19 protein-coding genes are annotated in these 19,475 nt (G+C 65.3%); 13 read left to right on the top strand and 6 right to left on the bottom strand.

Going from position 1 to position 19,475, the window contains the following annotated elements; all coding sequences use genetic code 11:
* Positions 1-12: 12 nt before the first annotated feature.
* Both NG698_RS15385 and tmk read right to left on the bottom strand, forming a co-directional pair.
* Positions 13-1,155, bottom strand: coding sequence for a DNA polymerase III subunit delta' (locus NG698_RS15385; RefSeq protein ID WP_252610851.1), 1,143 nt, complete (start codon positions 1,153-1,155; stop codon positions 13-15).
* The gene (tmk, locus tag NG698_RS15390) at positions 1,152-1,808 is read right to left on the bottom strand and encodes a dTMP kinase (protein WP_141139516.1); all 657 of its coding nucleotides are present in this window, start codon (positions 1,806-1,808) and stop codon (positions 1,152-1,154) included. The genes NG698_RS15385 and tmk overlap by 4 nt, the downstream gene beginning before the upstream one ends.
* 53 nt (positions 1,809-1,861) lie before the next feature.
* Between tmk and NG698_RS15395 the strand changes: the two genes are divergently transcribed.
* Positions 1,862-3,052 (top strand): trans-sulfuration enzyme family protein, encoded by a 1,191-nt coding sequence (locus NG698_RS15395; protein ID WP_252610853.1) that lies wholly within the window; start codon positions 1,862-1,864, stop codon positions 3,050-3,052.
* Between the two features lie 9 nt (positions 3,053-3,061).
* Positions 3,062-3,412, top strand: a complete 351-nt coding sequence (locus NG698_RS15400) for a DUF2516 family protein (RefSeq protein WP_056342490.1) — start codon at positions 3,062-3,064, stop codon at positions 3,410-3,412.
* Between the two features lie 6 nt (positions 3,413-3,418).
* Here the strand turns inward: NG698_RS15400 and NG698_RS15405 are convergent, their stop codons facing one another.
* Positions 3,419-4,243 carry a class I SAM-dependent methyltransferase gene (locus tag NG698_RS15405; protein ID WP_252610855.1) on the bottom strand — a complete coding sequence of 275 codons (825 nt, stop codon included), beginning with the start codon at positions 4,241-4,243 and terminating at the stop codon, positions 3,419-3,421.
* Positions 4,244-4,321: 78 nt separating this feature from the next.
* Between NG698_RS15405 and NG698_RS15410 the strand changes: the two genes are divergently transcribed.
* Entirely contained in the window at positions 4,322-5,068 is a 747-nt protein-coding gene (locus tag NG698_RS15410) for a phosphoglyceromutase (protein ID WP_252599713.1), read from the top strand.
* Positions 5,069-5,144: 76 nt separating this feature from the next.
* On the opposite strand, the gene phoU is transcribed toward NG698_RS15410, so the two are convergent.
* Positions 5,145-5,798 carry a phosphate signaling complex protein PhoU gene (phoU, locus tag NG698_RS15415; protein WP_252599712.1) on the bottom strand — a complete coding sequence of 218 codons (654 nt, stop codon included), beginning with the start codon at positions 5,796-5,798 and terminating at the stop codon, positions 5,145-5,147.
* A 202-nt stretch (positions 5,799-6,000) separates the two neighbouring features.
* Between phoU and NG698_RS15420 the strand changes: the two genes are divergently transcribed.
* Complete coding sequence (locus NG698_RS15420) at positions 6,001-7,209, top strand: sensor histidine kinase (protein WP_252610869.1); 1,209 nt, start codon at positions 6,001-6,003, stop codon at positions 7,207-7,209.
* Positions 7,206-7,886 carry a response regulator gene (locus NG698_RS15425; RefSeq protein WP_056342479.1) on the top strand — a complete coding sequence of 227 codons (681 nt, stop codon included), beginning with the start codon at positions 7,206-7,208 and terminating at the stop codon, positions 7,884-7,886. The genes NG698_RS15420 and NG698_RS15425 overlap by 4 nt, the downstream gene beginning before the upstream one ends.
* 107 nt (positions 7,887-7,993) lie before the next feature.
* On the opposite strand, the gene NG698_RS15430 is transcribed toward NG698_RS15425, so the two are convergent.
* Positions 7,994-8,539 (bottom strand): hypothetical protein, encoded by a 546-nt coding sequence (locus NG698_RS15430; protein ID WP_252599826.1) that lies wholly within the window; start codon positions 8,537-8,539, stop codon positions 7,994-7,996.
* A 270-nt stretch (positions 8,540-8,809) separates the two neighbouring features.
* On the opposite strand from NG698_RS15430, the gene NG698_RS15435 reads away from it, so the two are divergent.
* The 8 genes from NG698_RS15435 to NG698_RS15470 all read left to right on the top strand — a co-directional run bounded on the left by NG698_RS15435 (position 8,810) and on the right by NG698_RS15470 (position 16,649).
* On the top strand, positions 8,810-9,292 hold the full coding sequence (locus NG698_RS15435) for a CarD family transcriptional regulator (protein WP_026266570.1): 483 nt from the start codon (positions 8,810-8,812) through the stop codon (positions 9,290-9,292).
* Between the two features lie 133 nt (positions 9,293-9,425).
* Complete coding sequence (gene ispD / locus NG698_RS15440) at positions 9,426-10,232, top strand: 2-C-methyl-D-erythritol 4-phosphate cytidylyltransferase (protein ID WP_252599711.1); 807 nt, start codon at positions 9,426-9,428, stop codon at positions 10,230-10,232.
* Positions 10,233-10,234: 2 nt separating this feature from the next.
* Positions 10,235-10,759 (top strand): 2-C-methyl-D-erythritol 2,4-cyclodiphosphate synthase, encoded by a 525-nt coding sequence (gene ispF / locus NG698_RS15445; RefSeq protein ID WP_252599710.1) that lies wholly within the window; start codon positions 10,235-10,237, stop codon positions 10,757-10,759.
* A gap of 44 nt (positions 10,760-10,803) precedes the next feature.
* Positions 10,804-12,261, top strand: coding sequence for a cysteine--tRNA ligase (gene cysS, locus NG698_RS15450; protein WP_252610859.1), 1,458 nt, complete (start codon positions 10,804-10,806; stop codon positions 12,259-12,261).
* 68 nt (positions 12,262-12,329) lie between these two features.
* A complete protein-coding gene (gene rlmB, locus NG698_RS15455) occupies positions 12,330-13,319 on the top strand; it encodes a 23S rRNA (guanosine(2251)-2'-O)-methyltransferase RlmB (protein ID WP_252599708.1) in 990 nt (329 codons plus the stop codon).
* Between the two features lie 349 nt (positions 13,320-13,668).
* Positions 13,669-15,780 carry a glycogen debranching protein GlgX gene (gene glgX / locus NG698_RS15460; RefSeq protein WP_252610861.1) on the top strand — a complete coding sequence of 704 codons (2,112 nt, stop codon included), beginning with the start codon at positions 13,669-13,671 and terminating at the stop codon, positions 15,778-15,780.
* A gap of 18 nt (positions 15,781-15,798) precedes the next feature.
* Positions 15,799-16,284: a guanyl-specific ribonuclease gene (locus NG698_RS15465; RefSeq protein WP_252599706.1), complete on the top strand. Its 486-nt coding sequence runs from the start codon at positions 15,799-15,801 to the stop codon at positions 16,282-16,284.
* Positions 16,285-16,292: 8 nt separating this feature from the next.
* Positions 16,293-16,649 carry a barstar family protein gene (locus NG698_RS15470; protein WP_252599705.1) on the top strand — a complete coding sequence of 119 codons (357 nt, stop codon included), beginning with the start codon at positions 16,293-16,295 and terminating at the stop codon, positions 16,647-16,649.
* A gap of 60 nt (positions 16,650-16,709) precedes the next feature.
* Here NG698_RS15470 and glgP read toward each other — a convergent pair whose 3' ends face one another.
* Positions 16,710-19,328: an alpha-glucan family phosphorylase gene (gene glgP / locus NG698_RS15475; RefSeq protein WP_252599704.1), complete on the bottom strand. Its 2,619-nt coding sequence runs from the start codon at positions 19,326-19,328 to the stop codon at positions 16,710-16,712.
* Positions 19,329-19,475 lie beyond the last annotated feature (147 nt).

Below are 19,475 nucleotides of genomic sequence, written 5' to 3' on the forward strand. Positions count from 1 at the left end.
TCCTAGTAGTTGCTAGATCAGGCTGGCTGCCATGGACTCAATGGTCAACAGCGGTGCAACGTTGGTGGTGGTGATGCGTTGGCGGGCTTTGTTGATGGCGTCCAGGCGGGCGAGGGTGGTCTCCGGCGCAGACCGGGCGGCGAATTCCTCCAGCTCACCCCTGAGCTCAACGTTTACCAGCTCCACGGCGTTCCCGAGCTGGATGATCAGCACATCCCGGTAGAACGACAGGAGGTCCGTCAGCGTCCGGTCCAGCGAGTCCGTGATGGATCGCTTGGCCCGTCGTTTCTGGTCGTCTTCAAGCTGCCTGACCTGGCTGCGCATGGTCGGCGGGAGCGTCCCTGACTCCGGGGCACCCAGGGTGGCCAGCAGCGCAGCCTTCTCGGCGGCGTCGCGCTCTTCATTGGAACTGTTGGCTTCGGCGGTGGCGATCTTCACCAGCTTGTCCGCCATCATCACCGCTGCGGTCACGCCGCGCAGACCCAGGGGGAACCTCACCGTTTCCAACCGGCGTTCCCTCGCCTCGGGGTCCCGCGCCAGCCGGCGGGCGATCCCCACATGGCTTTGCGCCGCGCGGGCAGCGCGGTCGGCGAGTGCCGGGTCCACGCCGTCGCGCTTGACGAGCAAAGCGGCGACGTCGGCGGCCGGCGGCAGCCGCAGGGCCACGGCCCTGCAGCGCGAACGGATGGTCACCAGGACGTCTGCGGGCGACGGTGCGCACAGCATCCAGATGGTCCGCGGCGTGGGCTCCTCGATGGCCTTCAACAGCACATTGGTGGTCCGCTCGGCCATGCGGTCGGCGTCTTCCACCACAATGATCCGCCAGCGCCCGGACGACGGCCGGTTGCCCGCCTTGGATACCAGGTCGCGGGCTTCATCGATGGTGATGGTGACCTTCTCGGTCCGGACGTACGTCACGTCCGAATGGGTCTCGCCGAGGATGGTCAGGCAGGCTGGACACTCCCCGCAGCCGCGCCTGGCCACGTCGTCCTGATCGCAGTTGAGGGCGGCCGCGAAGGCCTTCGCGGCGTTGGAACGCCCGGATCCGGGCGGGCCCGTGAACAGCCAGGCATGGGTCAGTCCTTCGCCCCGCGAGGCAAGGCGGAGCTGTTCGACGACGGCGGGCTGGCCCTGAAGGTCGTCCCAGACAGTCATGCGGCGCCCCGGCCTGCAGACGCGAGCAAGGCATCAACGCGAGTGAGGATCCGCGCGGCCAGTTCGTTGACGGGCAGATCCGCCGGCAGGACCAGATACGTATCCGGCCGGCTGGAGGCCAGTTCGAGGAACGCCCCGCGGATTGTTGAATGGAACTCATCGGCCTCTGACTCAAGGCGGTCTTCGGCGGCATCGCCGGCTGTGCGGCGGCGGCGGCCGTCAGCTGGGTCCACGTCCAGCAACACCGTGAGGTCGGGCTGCAGCCCGGACGTCGCCCATTCGTTGAGGGTACGCACGGCGTCGGCACCCAGATCGCGTCCGGCCCCCTGGTACGCCACGGACGAATCAATGTAGCGGTCCGTCAGGACAACCTCGCCGCGTTCCAGTGCCGGGCGGATCACCTGGCTGGCATGGGCCGCGCGGGAGGCAGCAAAGATGAGTGCCTCGGTGTGGGCGTCGATGTGGCCATGGCCGTGGTCCAGGACCAGGGAACGCAGTTTTTCGCCAATGGGCGTCCCGCCGGGTTCGCGGGTCCGCAGGACCGTCAGGCCACGTGTTTCCAGAGCCTCGGCAAGACGGGCCGCCTGGGTGGACTTGCCGGCGCCGTCGCCGCCCTCGAAGGCGATGAAAAGTCCAGGGCTGTTGGTGGTCACTGGTCTAGACTACCGACTTCGGGAGCCGCCGCACGTCCAAGTACGCTTTCTCCATGAGTCTCTCGGAACAGTATGCTGCGTCCCTGTCGGCCGAAACCGTGGTGGTTGCCGCCGGCCGGCCGGCGCGTAAGCGGGACGAGCCCGTCAACCCGCCCATCGTGCTGTCCTCGACGTACTTCGGCACGGGAGCTCTGGGCGACGGGGACCGGGGCTACGGGCGCTATTCCAACCCCACCTGGGATCCCTTTGAGGAGGCCCTGGGCCTGCTTGAAGGATCTGAACTGCCCGGCCTGCTCTACGCGTCCGGACTCGCGGCCGTCAGCTCGGCACTGTCCCTGCTGCCCGCCGGCGGCGTCCTGGTGATGCCGTCGCACAGCTATGCGGGTTCGCTCGTGATGGCCACGGAGTTGGCGCAGAAGGGCTTCCTGGAACTGCGGACTGTGGACATCACGGACACTGACGCAGTCAAAGCACAGATCGCGCCGCAGGGGCCGGACGCGAAAGCGGCCAGGATGCTGTGGCTTGAGAGCCCCACCAACCCGATGCTGGGCATCGCCGATATCCGCGAGCTCACCGCGGCGGCCCACCGGGTGGGCGCCATTGTGGTGACGGACAATACGTTCTCCACGCCGTTGGTCCAGCAGCCACTGAGCTTGGGTTCCGACGTCGTTCTTCACTCGGTGACCAAATACCTGGCCGGACATTCCGACGTCGTCCTCGGCGCCTTGGTGACGTCCAACCCGGACATCCGGGCAGCGCTGCTGCACCACCGCATCATTCATGGCGGTATTGCCGGGCCGTTCGAGGCATGGCTGGCGCTGCGCGGGCTCCGGACCCTTGCGCTGCGTGTGGAACGGTCGCAGGCTTCTGCAGCGGTCCTGGCGGAACGCCTGAGCACACACCCCCTGATCGATAGCATCCGGTTCCCCGGCCTCCCCACGGATCCCGGCCATGAACGGGCCAAGACCCAGATGTCGGGCTTCGGTTCGATTGTGTGCGTGCAGATCGCGCCGGTTGCCGGCCTGAGCGGAGCAGACGACGCGGACAAACTGGTCCGCGCGCTGCAGCTGTGGCTGCCAGCCACCTCCCTGGGCGGGGTGGAATCGCTGATCGAACGGCGCCGCCGGCACGCCGCTGAGCCTCTGAGTGTCCCGGACAACCTGGTGCGGCTGAGCGTCGGCATTGAAAATATTGAGGACCTCTGGGCCGATTTGAAGCAGGCGCTCGACTCGCTGGGCCGCTAGGCTTGGACGGTGGACGGTGAACTGATAATTCGGCCTGTAGAGCTGGCAGTGTTTTTTATCCTTGCCCTGGTGGCATTCGGACTTGAAGTGTGGGCTCTGCTGGACTGCGTCAGGCACAAGTCCGCCGCCTTTGAAGCGACCGGAAAACGAACCAAGACCTTCTGGCTGGCACTGACCGGCGGCGCCACCCTGATCGGCGCCATCTCGCTCTTCAGCAGCGGCGGAATCTTCGGCACGCTTGGCCTCTTTGGGCTCGCCGCCGTGGTGGCAGCGTCCATTTACCTCGCAGACGTCCGGCCAGCGGTCAAGGACGCGGGCCGCGGCGGTAGCCGTAATACGGGGCCCTACGGCGGCTGGTGACCACCACTAGACCGACGGCGCCACAGCGTCCCAGGCCACCGTTAGTTCGCCCAGGCGCCACCGCGACGGGCCGTCCTGAACCGGCCACCCGCCGTCGGACAGTGCCCTGCACATGGCGTGCCAGCGCTGCCTGCTGCCGAATGACGCCAGCGGCGCCGACTCCAGCCAAGCCCGGTCCATGGCCTGCATCAGCCGGTGGACAGGCTCTCCCGGAACGTTGCGGTGGATCAGCGCCTTCGGCAGCCGCTCGGCAATTTCCGATGGCAGGTCAAAGCTGCCGAACCGCACGGACATGCTCAGTGACAACGGCCGCTCGGCGTCGAGGGCAACCCACGTCACCCGCCGCCCGATTTCATCGCAGGTACCGTCGATAAAGAGCCCGCCGGGGGCGAGCCGGCCCTGGACCAGCCGCCAGATCCCCGCCACATCGGCCTCTTCGTACTGCCGCAGGACGTTGAAGGCGCGGACCAGCACGGGGTGCCCGGGCAGCGGCAATTCGAAACCGCCCACCTGAAAGCTCAGCCCCGGCCGCTCGAGCGCCTTGGCGATCCGGACGCGCTCCGGCTCGATTTCGATTCCGCACACGCGGACATCCGGCCGCACTGCGCGGAGACGTTCAAAGAGTTCGACGGCGGTGGCCGGCGTTGCGCCGTAGCCCAGGTCAACCACGAGGGGGTCTTCGGCAGCGCGCAGGCGCCAGGCCTGGGGGCCGGTGAGCCAGCGGTCCACCCGCCGCATCCGGTTGGGATTGGTGGTGCCCCGTGTGACGTTTCCGACCGGCCTGCCGCTCCGGCCATGGGGAGCGCTCACGCGTTCAGCTTTTTGCACCACTGCCCAACCCTATCCTTGTAACGCAGGGCCCTTGTAACGCAAGGCGGGCGGCGCCGTGCCTCGGCTAGGATAAAAATCATGACTTACAAGCTGATTCTGCTGCGCCACGGCCACAGCGAATGGAACGCCAAGAACCTGTTCACCGGCTGGGTGGACGTTGACCTCAACGACCAGGGCCGCGAGGAAGCAGCACGCGGCGGCGAGCTCCTGGTTGAGAACGATCTTCTCCCGGATGTCCTCTACACCTCGCTCCTGAAGCGGGCCATCAACACGGCCAACATTTCCCTGGACAAGGCCGACCGCGGGTGGATCCCCGTCAAGCGGGACTGGCGCCTGAACGAACGCCACTACGGTGCCCTGCAGGGCAAGGACAAGGCACAGACCCTGGCCGAATACGGTGAGGAGCAGTTCATGGAGTGGCGCCGGTCCTACGACACCCCGCCGCCGCCCCTGGCCGACGACTCCGAGTTCTCCCAGGCCCGCGACCCCCGTTACGCGGACCTCGGCGACGCACTGCCTCGCACCGAGTGCCTCAAGGATGTCCTGGTCCGCCTGCTTCCCTATTGGGAGTCGGACATCAAGGAAGACCTCAAAACCGGCAAGACCGTCCTGGTCACCGCCCACGGCAACTCGCTGCGCGCCCTGGTCAAGCACCTGGACGGCATCAGCGACGACGCCATCGCCAGCCTGAACATCCCCACGGGCATCCCGCTGGTCTACGACCTGGACGAGGACTTCCAGCCGATCAAGCCGGGCGGCACCTACCTGGACCCGGACGCCGCTGCGGAAGCCATCCTGGCAGTGGCGAACCAGGGCAAGAAATAAAGCAGTAGTTAACGTTCGACGGCGGGCCGGTCACCTGAGGTGACCGGCCCGCCGTCGTATGTAGTTTAGGGAGCGGCTAGAAGCCCTGCCCCTGCCATTCGCCGGTGACGAGGTAGGTGACCTTGCGGGCCACGGACACGCCGTGGTCAGCGAACCGTTCGAAGTAGCGGCTGGCCAGGGCCACGTCAACGGTGGTGGCGGGGGACTCGGCCCAGTCTGGGGCGGCGATCGCCTTGAACACGCTCAGGTGGAGATCGTCGATGGTGTTGTTGGCCTTGTGGATGTCGCGGGCCACTTCGAGGTCCCGGGATTCCAGCAGGACAATAAGTTTGTCGGCGATGAGTTGGTCCTGCTCGGCCATTTTGTTGAACGTTTCCGTCATGGATGCAGGGATCACGGTGGACGGGAAACGCAGCCGGGCCAGCTGGGCAATGTGGCGGGCCAGGTCCCCCATCCGCTCCAGGGAAGCGCTCATGCGCAGGGAGCCCACGATCATCCGCAGATCGCTGGCCACCGGCCCCTGCAGGGCGAGGATGTCGATAGCGCGCTCATCCAGGCTGGTCTGCAAAAAGTCGATACGGGCGTCCGCGGCGATGACGTCCTCGGCCAGATCAACGTCGGCAACCCGGAAGGACGTCGAGGCCTTCGCCAATGCCTCGCTGACCAACCGCGAAATCTCCACCAGCTGCTCACCCACCTGGGTCAGCTCTTCCTGAAAAACCTTACGCACGTGGGCGTCCTTTCTTTGGAACTCCGCCCCTCGGGTGGCAGACGGAACTCATGTCGCCATTCGGCACTCCAACATATAACTTTGTCAGCGTGCGGTAAACGATTAGTCGGTTGTAGATGAACGTTAGCTGAACCGTCCCCGTAATGGGCCATGACGCACCGTCTCGACAGGAACCACGGCCTAAGCTGGAGTTGTGGATCCTATGCTCATCGGTGTCATCGCCGGCCTGGTCGGCCTGTCGCTCGGCACCTTTGGCGTGCTCGCCTTCAGGATCAGTGAAAAGCAGCGAAAGCTTGTTGACGTCGACGTGGACGAACTCGCTTTGCCGGCCGGCGCCGCGGAAGTGCTGGCCGTCGTCGGACGGGCTTTTGTGGTGGTTGACGCGGTGGACGGCGTGGTGCGCGCCAGCCCGGCAGCCTATGCATACGGACTGGTGCGCGGCCACACGGTGGTCCACAAAGAACTTCTGGACATGACGGCCGGTGTGCGGCGCGACGGCGTGATCCTGGAAAAACGGCTGGAGCTGCAGCGGGGTCCGCTGGGCCACGGCACCATCATCGTGCAGGTCCGGGCGGCCATGCTCGGCGAGGAATATATCGTGCTTCTGGCCGACGACCGCACCGAAATTACCCGCACGGAAGAGATCCGCAACGACTTCGTGGCCAACGTGTCCCACGAGCTGAAGACCCCGGTGGGCGCAATTTCCCTGCTGGCCGAGGCACTGGAGTCCTCGGCCGACGACGAACAAGCAGTCCGCCGGTTCGCCAAGCGCATGCACAAGGAGTCAAGCCGGCTGGCCGCCCTGGTCCAGGACATCATCGAGCTGTCCCGCCTCCAAGGTGCCAGCGTGTCCCAAGAGGGCAAGGCCGTGGACATCAACGCGGTCATCACTGAAGCGGTGGACCGTTCCCAGCTCCCCGCTGAAAGCAAGAACATCCGGATCGTGGTGGGGGAGCGGGTTAAGGCCACCGTCTTTGGTGACCGGGACCTGCTGGTTACCGCTCTGCGTAACCTGATCGACAACGCCATCCGCTACTCCCCGGAGAACACCAGGGTGGGCGTGGGCGTCCGGTCAAAGGACGGGCTGATCGCAGTGTCGGTCACGGATCAGGGCGAGGGGCTGACCCCGGAGGACCAGGAGCGCGTGTTTGAGCGCTTCTACCGGGTGGATGCGGCGCGTTCGCGCCACACTGGCGGAACGGGCCTGGGCCTTAGCATCGTCAAACACGTTGCCTCCAACCACGGCGGTGAAGTGACATTGTGGTCACGGCCCGGCCAGGGTTCCACTTTCACCCTGCGGCTGCCTGAGATGGAAAGCCAGGACGCACCGGATACCTCAGGTGTCAAAGAACCAGCCGTACCCGTGCGCAGAAAAGAACGCGGTGTACATGAGCAAGGAGCTAGCGCTTGAGCAGGATTTTGATTGTCGAAGACGAAGAATCGTTCAGTGATCCGTTGTCCTATCTACTGGGCAAGGAGGGGTTCGAGGTAGAAGTGGTGGACAACGGCCTCGACGCCATCACCGAATTCGACCGGAACGGGGCGGACCTGGTGCTGCTGGACCTGCAGCTCCCCGGCCTGTCGGGCACCGAGGTCTGCCGCCAGCTGCGGCAGCGCTCCAGCGTTCCGGTCATCATGCTGACGGCCAAGGACTCCGAGATTGACAAGGTGGTTGGCCTGGAGCTGGGCGCTGACGACTACGTCACCAAGCCCTACTCCTCCCGCGAGCTGGTGGCCCGCGTCCGGGCCGTACTCCGCCGGCAAGGTGAACCTGAGGAACTGATCTCGGCCACAGTCCAGGCCGGCCCTGTCCGGATGGACATCGAACGGCATGTGGTCAGCGTGGATGGCCAGCAGGTCCTCTTGCCGCTGAAGGAGTTCGAGCTGCTGGAAATGCTGCTGCGCAACTCCGGCCGCGTACTCACCCGCGGCCAGCTGATCGACCGGGTCTGGGGTTCGGACTACGTGGGGGACACCAAAACCCTGGACGTGCATGTCAAGCGGCTGCGCGGCAAGATCGAGCCCGACCCGTCCATACCGCGTTTCCTGGTAACCGTCCGCGGCCTGGGCTACAAGTTCGAGCCGTAGGCCTCTCCGCCGTATGGCACGCCGGGCATCAGGCGCACCAGACTTCAAGTGCACAAAAGGAGGGGCTCCCCGCGGGGGGAGCCCCTCCTTTTGTGCTTTGCTGCTGCTTAGTGGGCCGCACCAGTGCCGGTGGCCGACGGCGACGGGCTGGGTGTGGCGGATCCGGTCGGTTCGCTGCCGGCCGGCAGGTACTCCTTGTACTCCGCGAGGGAACCATCCAGGACAGGCACGCGGACAGTCTTGCTCACGTTGGTGCCGTCTTCGGTGATCTTCACATCGACGAGGGAGCCGGCGATGCCGCCGCTGGTGCTGAGGATGGCTTCATCCGTGGAGTCGTTGAGCAGGGTGTAGGAGTTGGCTTTCACCGGCACCTGCGTCTGTGAACCCTCGGCCCCGTTGACCGTGAGCTTGACGTCCTGTGAAGAGGAGTTGTAAACGGCGCCGAGCAGGCGGCCGGGCTTGTCTGCGCCGGCGGAGACAACCAGCATGTTTCGCAGCTGCAGCGGACCCAGGTCGGCGCGGATACCGTCCGACGCCGCGTACTGGTGAGAAGTCTGCTGGGGGTTGATGTAGCCACAGCCGGTCATCGTCGCCAGGGCGAGGGCCAGGGAACCTGCCGCCAGTGCCAGTTTGCCGCCCTGGGCCCGGTTCATCGCAGTGAAACGCACGTCACGTACTCCTCGAGAGTCTTGAAACATTATTCAGCCATAGCCTAGCGGCAAACCGGGCCAAACGAGGATTCCGCACGGTCATATTGCCCTTGGCAGCAGGCCGCACATGCACTATTATCTGCATTCGTCAAGGGGGTGAAGGGGGTCTATTCTGCCCATTTTCCGCGTATTTCCAGGGTTCCGGGGCCGGTTCGAGGCCAGTCATATGCCTGAATCGTGATAAACTGGTCTGCGGGAAAGGGGAATGTCCACATGGTATTTGAGGTCGGCGAGACAGTAGTTTACCCTCACCACGGTGCTGCAAAAATTGAAGAAATCAAGATGCGCACTGTCAAGGGCGAAGAGAAAATGTATCTCAAGCTCAAGGTGGCTCAGGGTGATCTGACCATTGAAGTTCCAGCAGAGAACGTTGACCTTGTTGGGGTCCGTGACGTAGTGGGCAAGGAAGGTCTGGAGCACGTATTTGATGTTCTCCGGGCTGAGTTCACTGAAGAACCCACCAACTGGTCGCGCAGATACAAGGCAAATCTGGAGAAGCTTGCTTCCGGTGACGTCATCAAGGTAGCAGAGGTTGTTCGCGACCTCTGGCGCCGTGATCACGATCGGGGCCTTTCCGCAGGTGAGAAGCGCATGCTGGCCAAGGCCCGTCAGATTCTGATTTCAGAACTTGCACTGGCTGAAAAGACTGATGAAGAGAAGGCTGCAAGCGTTCTCGACGAGGTCCTGGCTTCCTAAGAATTGAGCCCCGGGGGTACGCAAGTGCCTCCGGGGTTTCTTTTTGCCCTTTTTCGGTCCAGCCCTCAGCGGCAGGCGCGTCGCGCGGCTGGGATTAGGCACGCCGGGCAGGCGGGCACGTAGGCTGGACCGCATGAACAACGGACTTCCCCGCCCCGTCACCGCCGTCGTCATTGTGGCCGCAGGTTCCGGTGAGCGGCTGGGTTACGGCATGCCCAAGGCGCGCGTGCCGCTGGGGAGTGACGCCATACTTACGCATGCCCTCCGGGGCGTCGCTGCCGCCGACGTCGCACGGCAGATCTGTGTTGCCCTGCCGCCCGGCGATACGGTCATGCAGGAATTGTGCGCGGCCTTCGCCGAGGAACTCCGGGCGGGGCACGATGCCAACCAGGAGAACCCGCTTCCCGTGCTGACAACGGTCGACGGCGGTGCCACCCGTGCCGCTTCCGTCCGGTCGGCGTTGGCGGCCTTGCTGGACGGCACCGAAGCTGTGCTGGTCCACGACGCCGCCAGGGCGCTGACGCCCGAGTATGTCTTCCACCGTGTCGTCGATTCCCTGGCTGCCGGCGCCGTTGCAGTGATTCCTGCCGTACCGGTGGTGGATACGGTGAAGATGGTTACCCCCACGACCGGTGACGACAGCAGCATCGCTCCGGAACTCGTGACCGGGACCGCGCCGCGGGAGGAGCTCCGTTCGGTCCAGACGCCCCAAGGGTTCCGCCTGTCCACACTGATCCAGGCCCATCAGGCAGCGGCGGACTTTGACGAGAAACAGGCTGCCGCGGTCACCGACGACGCCATGCTGGTGGAACTCCTGGGAGTTCCCGTGCACGCCGTCCATGGCTCCACACAGTCATTGAAAATCACCACGCCGCTGGACCTGATCATTGCCGAGGGGCTGCTGGAAGGCCCGCTGGGCATCCGCTGGGTGGAGGGTTAGGCATGAGTGAAGCCAAGATGATCCTGCCGCGCACGGGTATCGGTCTGGATGTCCATGCGTACGCGTCCCCTGACCTTCCCCGTCCGCTCTGGCTGGGCGGGCTGTTCTGGGAAGGCGAGCGTGGACTGGCCGGGCATTCGGACGGGGACCCGGTGGCCCACGCCGCCGCTGACGCCCTGTTCTCGGCCGCCGGCATCGGGGACCTCGGCACGCATTTCGGCACCGACCGTCCGGAGTTCGCTGGAGCCTCCGGCGTCACGCTCCTGACCGAGGCGGCGAGGATTGTCCGTGCGGCTGGCTTTGAGATCGGCAACGTGGCAGTGCAGTTCGTGGCTACGCGGCCCAAATTCGGCCCGCGGCGGGAAGAGTCCCAACGCGTGCTGAGCGAGGCGGCAGGGGCGCCGGTCAGTGTCACGGCCACCACCAGCGACGGACTCGGTTTCACCGGCAGGGGCGAGGGGATTTCCGCCGTCGCCACCGCTTTGGTCTATCCGGTGATTCAACCCAGCGCTGTTCAGGCCGGATAACGCGCGGGGGCCGGCACACAGGCCTTTTCCGCTAATCTGGAGCGGTGACTCTCCGCTTCTATGACACCGCGTCCGCCGAAGTCCGTGACTTCGTTCCCCTCGTCCCCGGAAAAGCGAGCCTGTACTACTGCGGAGCAACCGTGCAGGGCATGCCGCACGTAGGCCACATCCGCTCGGCGATCGCCTTTGACCAGCTCACCCGCTGGCTCGAGTACCGGGGGCTGCGGGTCACCGCGGTCCGCAACGTCACGGACATCGACGACAAGATCCTCGCCAAGTCTGCCGAATCGTTCAGCCCGGACTTCGAAGCCGGACCGGACGCTGTCCGCGCGGAGGAATGGTGGGCCCTGGCCTACCGCTACGAGCAGGCGTTCCTGCAGGCCTACGACACGCTCGGCGTTTCCCGGCCCACTTATGAGCCACGGGCAACCGGCCATATCCCCGAAATGCATGAGCTGATCCAGCAGCTGATCGACCGGGGCCACGCCTACCCGGCGCCGGACGATTCCGGCGACGTCTACTTCGACGTGCGGTCCTGGGACAAGTACGGGTCACTGACGCGCCAGAACATTGACGACATGCAGGGCGCCCCGGACGCGGATCCCCGCGGCAAGAAGGACCCCCGCGACTTTGCGCTGTGGAAGGGCTCCAAAGAAGGAGAGCCGACGACGGCGAGCTGGGCCTCGCCCTGGGGCGCCGGACGTCCGGGCTGGCACCTGGAATGCTCCGCCATGGTCACCAAGTACCTCGGCACCGAATTTGATATCCATGGCGGCGGACTGGACCTGCGCTTCCCGCACCACGAAAACGAAATGGCGCAGTCCCAGGCCGCAGGGCACGGGTTCGCCAACTTCTGGATGCACAACGGCATGGTCACGTACCAGGGCGAGAAAATGTCCAAGTCCATCGGCAACACCATAAGCCCTTCGGAGATGCTGGACATCGCGTCGCCGCGGGTGGTCCGCTACTACCTCGGGCAGGCCCACTACCGCTCAGTGCTGGACTACCGCCCCACATCGCTCGACGAGGCCGCGGCCGCCGTCGAACGCATTGACGGCTTCATCAGCCGCGCCGTTCGGGCCCTCGCTGCCGGTGGGAACTACACCTTCGCCACCTATGGCAAGGTTCCCGAGGCGTTCGAGAACGCCATGGATGACGATCTCAACGTGCCGCAGGCCCTCGCCGTGGTCCACGAAACAGTCCGTGCCGGCAACACTGCCTTGACGGAGGGGAAGCTGGAGGACGCACAGCAGGCGCTGCACAGCGTGCATGACATGCTGCGGGTCCTGGGCCTGAATGCGGTGGCGTCCGGCCCGGCGTCGGACACCCGGGAATCGGCCGCCCTCGACGTCCTGGTGGAAGCCCAGCTTGCTGCCCGCACCCAGGCCCGGGCCGCCAAGGACTGGGCTGCCTCTGACGCCATCCGCGACACGCTGAAGGCGGCCGGCGTCGTCGTCGAAGATGGCCCAAACGGCGCTACCTGGAGCCTGCAACGGGACTGAACGGGCGATTTTACTTGATTCAGTAGACTGGTAAGCAGACTCAGTCAAACAATCAAGGGTGGAAAATCATGGCCAACAACGGTCGCCGGTCGGTCAAAGCAAAGAAGGGGCCAACCATCGGAACCGGTGGTCATGGCCGTAAGGCCCTGGAAGGCAAGGGTCCCACGCCCAAGGCGGAGGACCGCCCGTACCACAAGGCGCACAAGAGCAAGCAGCTTGCCGAACGTTCGGCCGCCAAGCGCGGCACGGGTGCCCGCAGCGCCGGCGCCTCCCGCACGGGTCCCAAGGGCCGCGCCACCGAGGAAGTCGTCACCGGCCGTAACTCCGTGGTGGAAGCCCTCCGCGCCGGGATCCCCGCGAAGGCCCTGCACATCGCCATCCGGATTGAAATGGATGACCGGGTCAAGGAGTCGCTGAAGATCGCCGCCGAACGCGGAATCCCGCTGCTCGAGACCGGCAAGCCCGAACTTGACCGCATGACGGATGACGCCATCCACCAGGGCCTGGTCCTGCAGATCCCGCCGTACGAGTACCAGGACGCTTATGACCTGGCCGAGGAAACCGTGGACCGCTGGAAGAAGGGCCACGTATCCAACGCCCCGCTGTTCGTTGCCCTGGACGGCATCACGGACCCCCGCAACCTTGGTGCCATCATCCGCTCCGTCTCGGCCTTCAGCGGCCACGGCGTCGTCGTCCCGGAACGCCGCTCCGTGGGCGTCACAGCCTCGGCCTGGAAGACCAGCGCCGGCGCTGCCGTGCGTGTTCCGGTGGCACGCGCCGCGAACCTGAACAGTGCCCTGAAGCAGTTCAAGAACATGGGCATCTTTGTCCTGGGGCTCGACGGCGACGGCGACGTTTCGTTGCCTGACCTCACCCTGGCCGCCGAGCCCGTCTGCATTGTGGTCGGTTCCGAGGGCAAGGGCCTGAGCCGCCTGGTCCGCGAAAACTGCGACCAGATCGTCTCCATCCCGATTAACTCCGCCATGGAATCGCTCAACGCCTCCATGGCCGTTGGCATCTCCCTGTACGAAATCTCGAGGCAGCGCGCCGTCAAGTAGTCCTCGGTGCGGGAGGCGGCACGGCAGCGGGGTCGCCGCCGCGACCGCTTTGCCGTCGCTTAGACACCTCCCGTTGCCTCATTCGGCCGCGGGCGGCCTTCTTCGGCTCTGGTCGGCGATGCGCTCCCTGGCAAAACGGCCGCAACGGCTGTATCGTCGTCCTGCCAAACGCTCTCTCACCTTTGGTGGGTTTAACAGAAACGCTCTCCCACCGGTCAACTTGAACTGGTGAGAGAGCGTTTCTGTTTAAGGCGCGAAAACTGCGAGAGCGTTGGACTGCGGTGGGTCCGGGTGACGTCATAAAAGCGCCGGTGCAGCTCAACAGCCGTTGGCCGCTACCATGGACGTGATGGTCATGCCGCTTTTCGATACCGCTTCCACCAGGGATGCCTCTTCGGCATATCCGCTAGGTGTCAGCGTCCCGCGCCCGGGATCGGGAGCGGATTACGGCGTGCAGTCCAGCGCCAACGTCGCCGTGTACGCCCCGGCCGTGGAGAACCTTGAGATTGCCTACAAGGCCCCGGGCAGCGAGTGGCATCTGCAGACCCTGCCCAATGTCACGCACGGCGTGCACCATGGAATTGTTGAGGATTTCCCGTACGGATCGCTGTACGGTTTCCGTGCCACGTCCAAGGCGGACCCGTTGCCGCTGGCGGTCCCCATCGTGGACCTGGACGACGACGGCGGGCAGCCTCTTTTGCTCGATCCTTACGGCCGGGCGGTGGACCAGCGGGAGGGTTTCCTGACGAGCGTCCGGATGGCCGGCGATTTTGACTGGGGCACCGACGAACGTCCCCGGACGCAGTGGCGGAACACCATCATCTACGAGGCTCATGTCCGCGGCCAGAGCATGCTGCATCCCGATGTCCCCGAGGAGCTGCGTGGCACCTACGCCGGAATGGCTCATCCGGCCATCATCGAGCATTTCAAGAGCCTGGGCATTACCGCTGTCCAGCTGCTCCCGGTGCACTTCCACCTCGATGAGCTGCACCTGCAGAACCTCGGCCTGACCAACTACTGGGGCTACAACACGGCCGCGTTTTTCGCACCGCAGGCAGCCTATGCGACGCAGGCGGCGCGGGATGCCGGACCGCACGCCGTCCAGGACGAGTTCAAGGGAATGGTCAAGCTGCTCCACGCGGCAGGGCTGGAAGTGATTCTCGACGTCGTCTACAACCACACTGCCGAGGGCGGCCCGGACGGCCAGGCCATTAGCTTCCGCGGACTCGGTGAGGACACGTACTACAGAACGGATGGCCACGGGAAGTACATCGACACTACGGGCTGCGGCAACAGCCTGAATTTCGGCCAGCCCAGGGTGGTCCAGTTGGTGCTGGATTCCCTCCGGTATTGGGTGGACGAATTCCACATCGACGGCTTCCGTTTCGACCTGGCCGTGACGCTCTGCCGGAACGCGGACAACGAGTTTGATCCCCGCCACCCGTTCCTGGTGGCTGTGGCCGCCGATCCCGTGTTGTCTGACGTAAAACTGATCGCCGAGCCCTGGGACGTCGGCTATGGCGGCTGGCAGACGGGACGGTTCCCGGGCGGCTGGGTTGACTGGAACGACCACTTCAGGGACGGCGTCCGCTCCTTCTGGCTTGCCGACCGGGCGGCCATCGAAGCCGGCGGGCAGGGCGGGTCCGTGGCGCGGCTGGCTGATGCCCTGTCCGGGTCTGCCGGGCTCTTTGAAGCGTCGGGCCGTTCCAGGCTGGCGTCGGTCAACCTCATCACGGCACACGACGGCTTCACGCTCAACGACCTTGTGTCCTACGACCGAAAACACAACGAGGCGAACGGCGAGCAGAACCGGGACGGGCACGGGGACAACCGCAGCTACAACCACGGTTTCGAAGGCCGGAGCGAGGACGAGAGCATCCTGGCGCAGCGGTCGCAGTCCCGACGGAACCTCATGGCGTCCCTGTTGATTTCGCTCGGTGTGCCCATGATCACCGCCGGCGACGAGCTGGCACGCACGCAGCAGGGAAACAACAACGCCTATTGCCAGGACAACCCACTGGCATGGCTCGACTGGACGCGTACGCCGGAATCCGCAGAGATGCTCCGCAGCACAAAGCGCTACGTCCGGCTGCGCAAGGAGTTCCTGGCAAGCCAACCCCATGATTTTCCCTCTCGGGATGAGCAGTCCTATATCTACTGGTTTGATCACGCCGGACAACCCATGTCCATGGATCAGTGGAATGATCCCCGGCACCGGGTCATGCAGCTCCTGCTTGGCTCGGACGACGGCACGCTGGCGGGCCTCGTAGTGGTCAACGGCAGCGGCTCCGACGTGAACATCACCCTTCCGGAACTCAAGAACGACGACGGAACGCCCCGCAGGATGTTCGAACTCCGGCTGACAACGTCGCCGCTTCACGAGCTTCGACAGGGCAGCCGCGTGGCGTCCGGCGAGACGGACAGCATCGAGGCGAACTCGATTAACATCTACCGCACGTAACTGCGGAGGGGACCAAAATTGCGCAACCGCTCCATTGCCCTGCTGCTGACCGGGCTGCTGGCCATAGCGGCGTTCGCTTTCGGCGGCCCCGGGCTCCTTGAGACTCTAACGGGAAGTACGACGCCGGCAGCCAGTTCCAGCGCGGCCCCGGTCCCGGGCGCTCCCGTCCAGGGTCCTGCGGAGGTTCCGGCCCCGGCGGTAGTCCCCGCCAACCCGTCCGGGTTGCCCGCGATCAAGGAATCCCAGCTGCCGGCCGAAGCGCGGACTACCCTCGCTGCCATCCGTGCCGGCGGCCCCTACGGCTACAGCCAGGACAACAAGACGTTCGGCAACTTCGAGCGCATTCTCCCGCGGCAGGGCTCAGGCTATTACCGCGAGTACACCGTGCCCACCCCGGGTGAATCCGACCGGGGAGCCCGCCGCATCGTCACCGGCGCCGAGGGCGAAAAATACTACACGCAGGACCACTACGACTCGTTCAAATTCATCGCAGAAGGCGGCTGAACACCCTCATGAAAATTTACTCCGCCGACACCTGGACCATCGAAGAACTTCAGGAACAGGTTGCCGACGACGGCCGCCGCAGCCTGGTGGTCCCCGCCGCCGACAGCAAGAAGGCTGTCCTGGAAACCTTCGGCGGAGTGCTCGCCTTTCCTGAACATTACGGCGTGAACATGGACGCCCTGAACGACTCCCTGCACGATTTCGCGGACAGCATCGGCGAGAACGGTAGCGCGCCGGTCACAATCCTTTGGCAGGTGGCCGCGGCGTTCCGGGGGGACAGGTCCTTCGGGATCATCTGCGAGGTCCTCCAGGATGCCGAAAGCTACGCCGGCCGTGACCTCGCGGTCACGGCCGTCCTCCTGTAACTAACGTCGACAACCGCCGCGCAGTTGCCACAAAACGAACGCCGGATATCTGGAAACGGATCAGGCGTTGACGATCAGCCCCAGCTCCGCCTTGGAAGCCAATGCCTCGTGCCGTGGCAGGACGCGGACGGTGTAGCCAAAGGGACCGGAGCGGTCGATGACCAGCGAGCCGCTGAACAGGTGGCGCCCCTCGCCCAGGTCCTCTTTCGAGTTCAACTCCATCAGGGTGACGTCCGCCAGGGTGTCGCTTTCCTCGGCACGGCCATAAGCCACCTCCACGGACACGTCCTCCGGTGAGAGGGTGTGCAGCGCGATGTAGGCGTTCACCTGCAGGGTGTCCCCGATCTGCGGGTCCTCGGAAACGCCCACGGAGTCCACATGTTCGACGTGCAGCAGAGGCCACGCCGAACGTACCTTGGCAGTCCATGCCGCCAGCACACGGGCCTGGGCGTAGGAGTTGGCAACGGCCCTGCGTCCGGCCTCGGCGGCGGGCCGGTAGAGCACGTTGACGTAGTCGTGCAGCATGCGCTCCGCGGAAACGGCCGGTCCCAGATGGGACAACGTGTGCTTGATCATTGACACCCAGTGCGTCGGGACTTTCTCGGTGCCCGTGGTGGACGGTCCGGCAGCACCGGCGCTGTCAGACACCGTGTTCCCGTAGAAGCGTGGCGCCACCTGGGTTTCCAGGAGTTCATACAGTGCCGCGGCCTCGATGTCGTCCCGCTCTTCGGGGGACGCGTCATTGTTGGCGGTGGGGATCGCCCAGCCGTTCTCGCCGTCGTACATTTCATCCCACCAGCCGTCCATCACAGAAAGGTTCAGCGAACCGTTGATGGCGGCCTTCATGCCCGACGTACCGCAGGCCTCCAGGGGGCGGAGCGGGTTGTTGAGCCACACGTCGCAGCCCGGGAACAGCGTCCTGGCCATTGCGATGTCGTAGTTCGGCAGGAAGGCGATGCGGTGGCGGACCTCGGGGTCGTCCGTGAAGCGGACCAGGTCCTGGATCATCTTCTTCCCGGCATCATCTGCCGGGTGGGACTTGCCGGCGATCACCAGTTGGATCGGGTGTTCCGGATGCAGCAGCAGCGCCTTGAGCCGGTCCGGCTCGCGAAGCATCAGCGTCAGGCGCTTGTAGGTGGGGACGCGCCGGGCGAAGCCGATGGTCAGCACGTCGGGGTCCAGAACGTTGTCGGTCCAGCCCAGCTCGGCGTCGGCGGCGCCGCGCTTCTTCCACGCAGCCCGGAGCCGGCGGCGTACGTCCTCCACCAACGCTGTGCGCATTTCACGGCGCAGCGCCCAGACGTCGGCATCGCTGACGTTGTAGGCAAGGTCCCAGCGGCCCAGGGCTTCGGCCTCGGTGCCGAACTGTTCCCTCGCGAGCTGGGAGATGCGCCCGTCGACCCACGTGGGCACGTGCACGCCGTTGGTGACGGACGTGATGGGCACCTCGGAGTGGTCGAACCCGGGCCACAGGGCCGAGAACATCCCGCGGGATACCTCGCCGTGGAGCTTGGCGACGCCGTTGGCCCGCTGTGCCAGCCGGAGTCCCATCACCGCCATGTTGAAGACTGACGGGTTGCCGTCGGCGTAGTTTTCCCGGCCCAGTTCCAGGATCCGGTCCACGGGTACCGCGGGCGCAAGCCCGGCCTGGAAGAAGTGGTGGATCTGGGAAATCTCGAAACGGTCGATGCCGGCCGGAACGGGAGTGTGGGTGGTGAAGACCGTGGACGCCCGGCCGGCGGCGAGGGCTTCGTCGAAGCTGAGGGCGGCGTCGCCGGCCATCAGTTCCTGGATGCGCTCAATCCCCAGGAAGCCGGCATGGCCCTCGTTGGTGTGGAACACCTCGGGCGCGGCGGTTCCGGTGAGCTGCTGGTACGCGCGCAGCGCCTTGACTCCGCCCATGCCCAGCAGGAGCTCCTGCTGCAGCCGGTGGTCTCCGCCGCCGCCGTAGAGGCGGTCGGTGATGCCGCGCGCGGCGTCGTCGTTGCCGGGAACGTTGGAGTCCAGCAGCAAGAGGGGAACGCGTCCGACGTCGGCACGCCAGATGTGTGCCAGCAGCCGGCGCCCGTTGGGGAGCGGGAGTGAGATCTGCAAAGGCCGGCCGTTGCCGTCGGCGGACGGTTCACGAAGCAGAGTGAGGGGGAGGCCGTCAGGGTCGAGTACCGGGTACGTTTCCTGCTGCCAGGCGTCGCGGGAGAGTGACTGCTTGAAGTAACCAGCCTGGTACAGCAGGCCAACGCCGATCAGGGGCACACCCAGGTCCGAGGCGGCCTTGAGGTGGTCGCCGGCCAGGATGCCCAGGCCGCCGGAGTACTGCGGCAGGACTTCGGTGATGCCAAATTCTGGGGAGAAGTACGCGATGGCGGCCGGGGCATCCTCGCCCAGGCTCTGGTACCAGCGGGGCTGCTCAAGGTACCGGTCAAGGTCCTCGGCGGCGGCGCGGACCTGGTTCACTACCGAGGGGTCGGCGGCGAGGCGCTGGAACTCTTCGCGGCTGACCCGGCCCAGGAAACTGACGGGATCCTGGCCGGATTCCTCCCAGATGCGGCGGTTCAGGCCAGCGAAAAGTTCACGGGTGGGCCGGTGCCAGGACCAGCGGAGGTTGGTGGCCAACAGGGCCAGCGGCCTGATGGGTTCCGGGAGGACTGTTCTGACGGTAAATCTGCGGATTGCCTTCACCTGCGCCACACTAACCGACAACATCAACGTCTGGAACTGCTTTGGCTTTCTTTTAGGTAAATGACAGTTGGCGTGGCGGATAAGTCGAATCGCCGCGACAAAAAGCAGCGCAGGCTTAGCAATCTGGACCATTTCTCGCTAACGTCG

It is taken from the genome of Pseudarthrobacter raffinosi, assembly GCF_023913735.1.
Lineage (GTDB): Bacteria > Actinomycetota > Actinomycetes > Actinomycetales > Micrococcaceae > Arthrobacter > Arthrobacter raffinosi.

What these genes read in the sequence shown, in the direction of transcription:
- rlmB (WP_252599708.1), top strand. Translation starts at nt 12,330, where the DNA reads ATGGCCAACAACGGTCGCCGGTCGGTCAAAGCAAAGAAGGGGCCAACC.
- NG698_RS15435 (WP_026266570.1), top strand. Translation starts at nt 8,810, where the DNA reads ATGGTATTTGAGGTCGGCGAGACAGTAGTTTACCCTCACCACGGTGCT.
- NG698_RS15430 (WP_252599826.1), bottom strand. Translation starts at nt 8,539, where the DNA reads ATGAACCGGGCCCAGGGCGGCAAACTGGCACTGGCGGCAGGTTCCCTG.
- NG698_RS15395 (WP_252610853.1), top strand. Translation starts at nt 1,862, where the DNA reads ATGAGTCTCTCGGAACAGTATGCTGCGTCCCTGTCGGCCGAAACCGTG.
- NG698_RS15410 (WP_252599713.1), top strand. Translation starts at nt 4,322, where the DNA reads ATGACTTACAAGCTGATTCTGCTGCGCCACGGCCACAGCGAATGGAAC.
- ispD (WP_252599711.1), top strand. Translation starts at nt 9,426, where the DNA reads ATGAACAACGGACTTCCCCGCCCCGTCACCGCCGTCGTCATTGTGGCC.
- ispF (WP_252599710.1), top strand. Translation starts at nt 10,235, where the DNA reads ATGAGTGAAGCCAAGATGATCCTGCCGCGCACGGGTATCGGTCTGGAT.
- NG698_RS15420 (WP_252610869.1), top strand. Translation starts at nt 6,001, where the DNA reads ATGCTCATCGGTGTCATCGCCGGCCTGGTCGGCCTGTCGCTCGGCACC.
- NG698_RS15470 (WP_252599705.1), top strand. Translation starts at nt 16,293, where the DNA reads ATGAAAATTTACTCCGCCGACACCTGGACCATCGAAGAACTTCAGGAA.
- glgX (WP_252610861.1), top strand. Translation starts at nt 13,669, where the DNA reads ATGGTCATGCCGCTTTTCGATACCGCTTCCACCAGGGATGCCTCTTCG.
- NG698_RS15385 (WP_252610851.1), bottom strand. Translation starts at nt 1,155, where the DNA reads ATGACTGTCTGGGACGACCTTCAGGGCCAGCCCGCCGTCGTCGAACAG.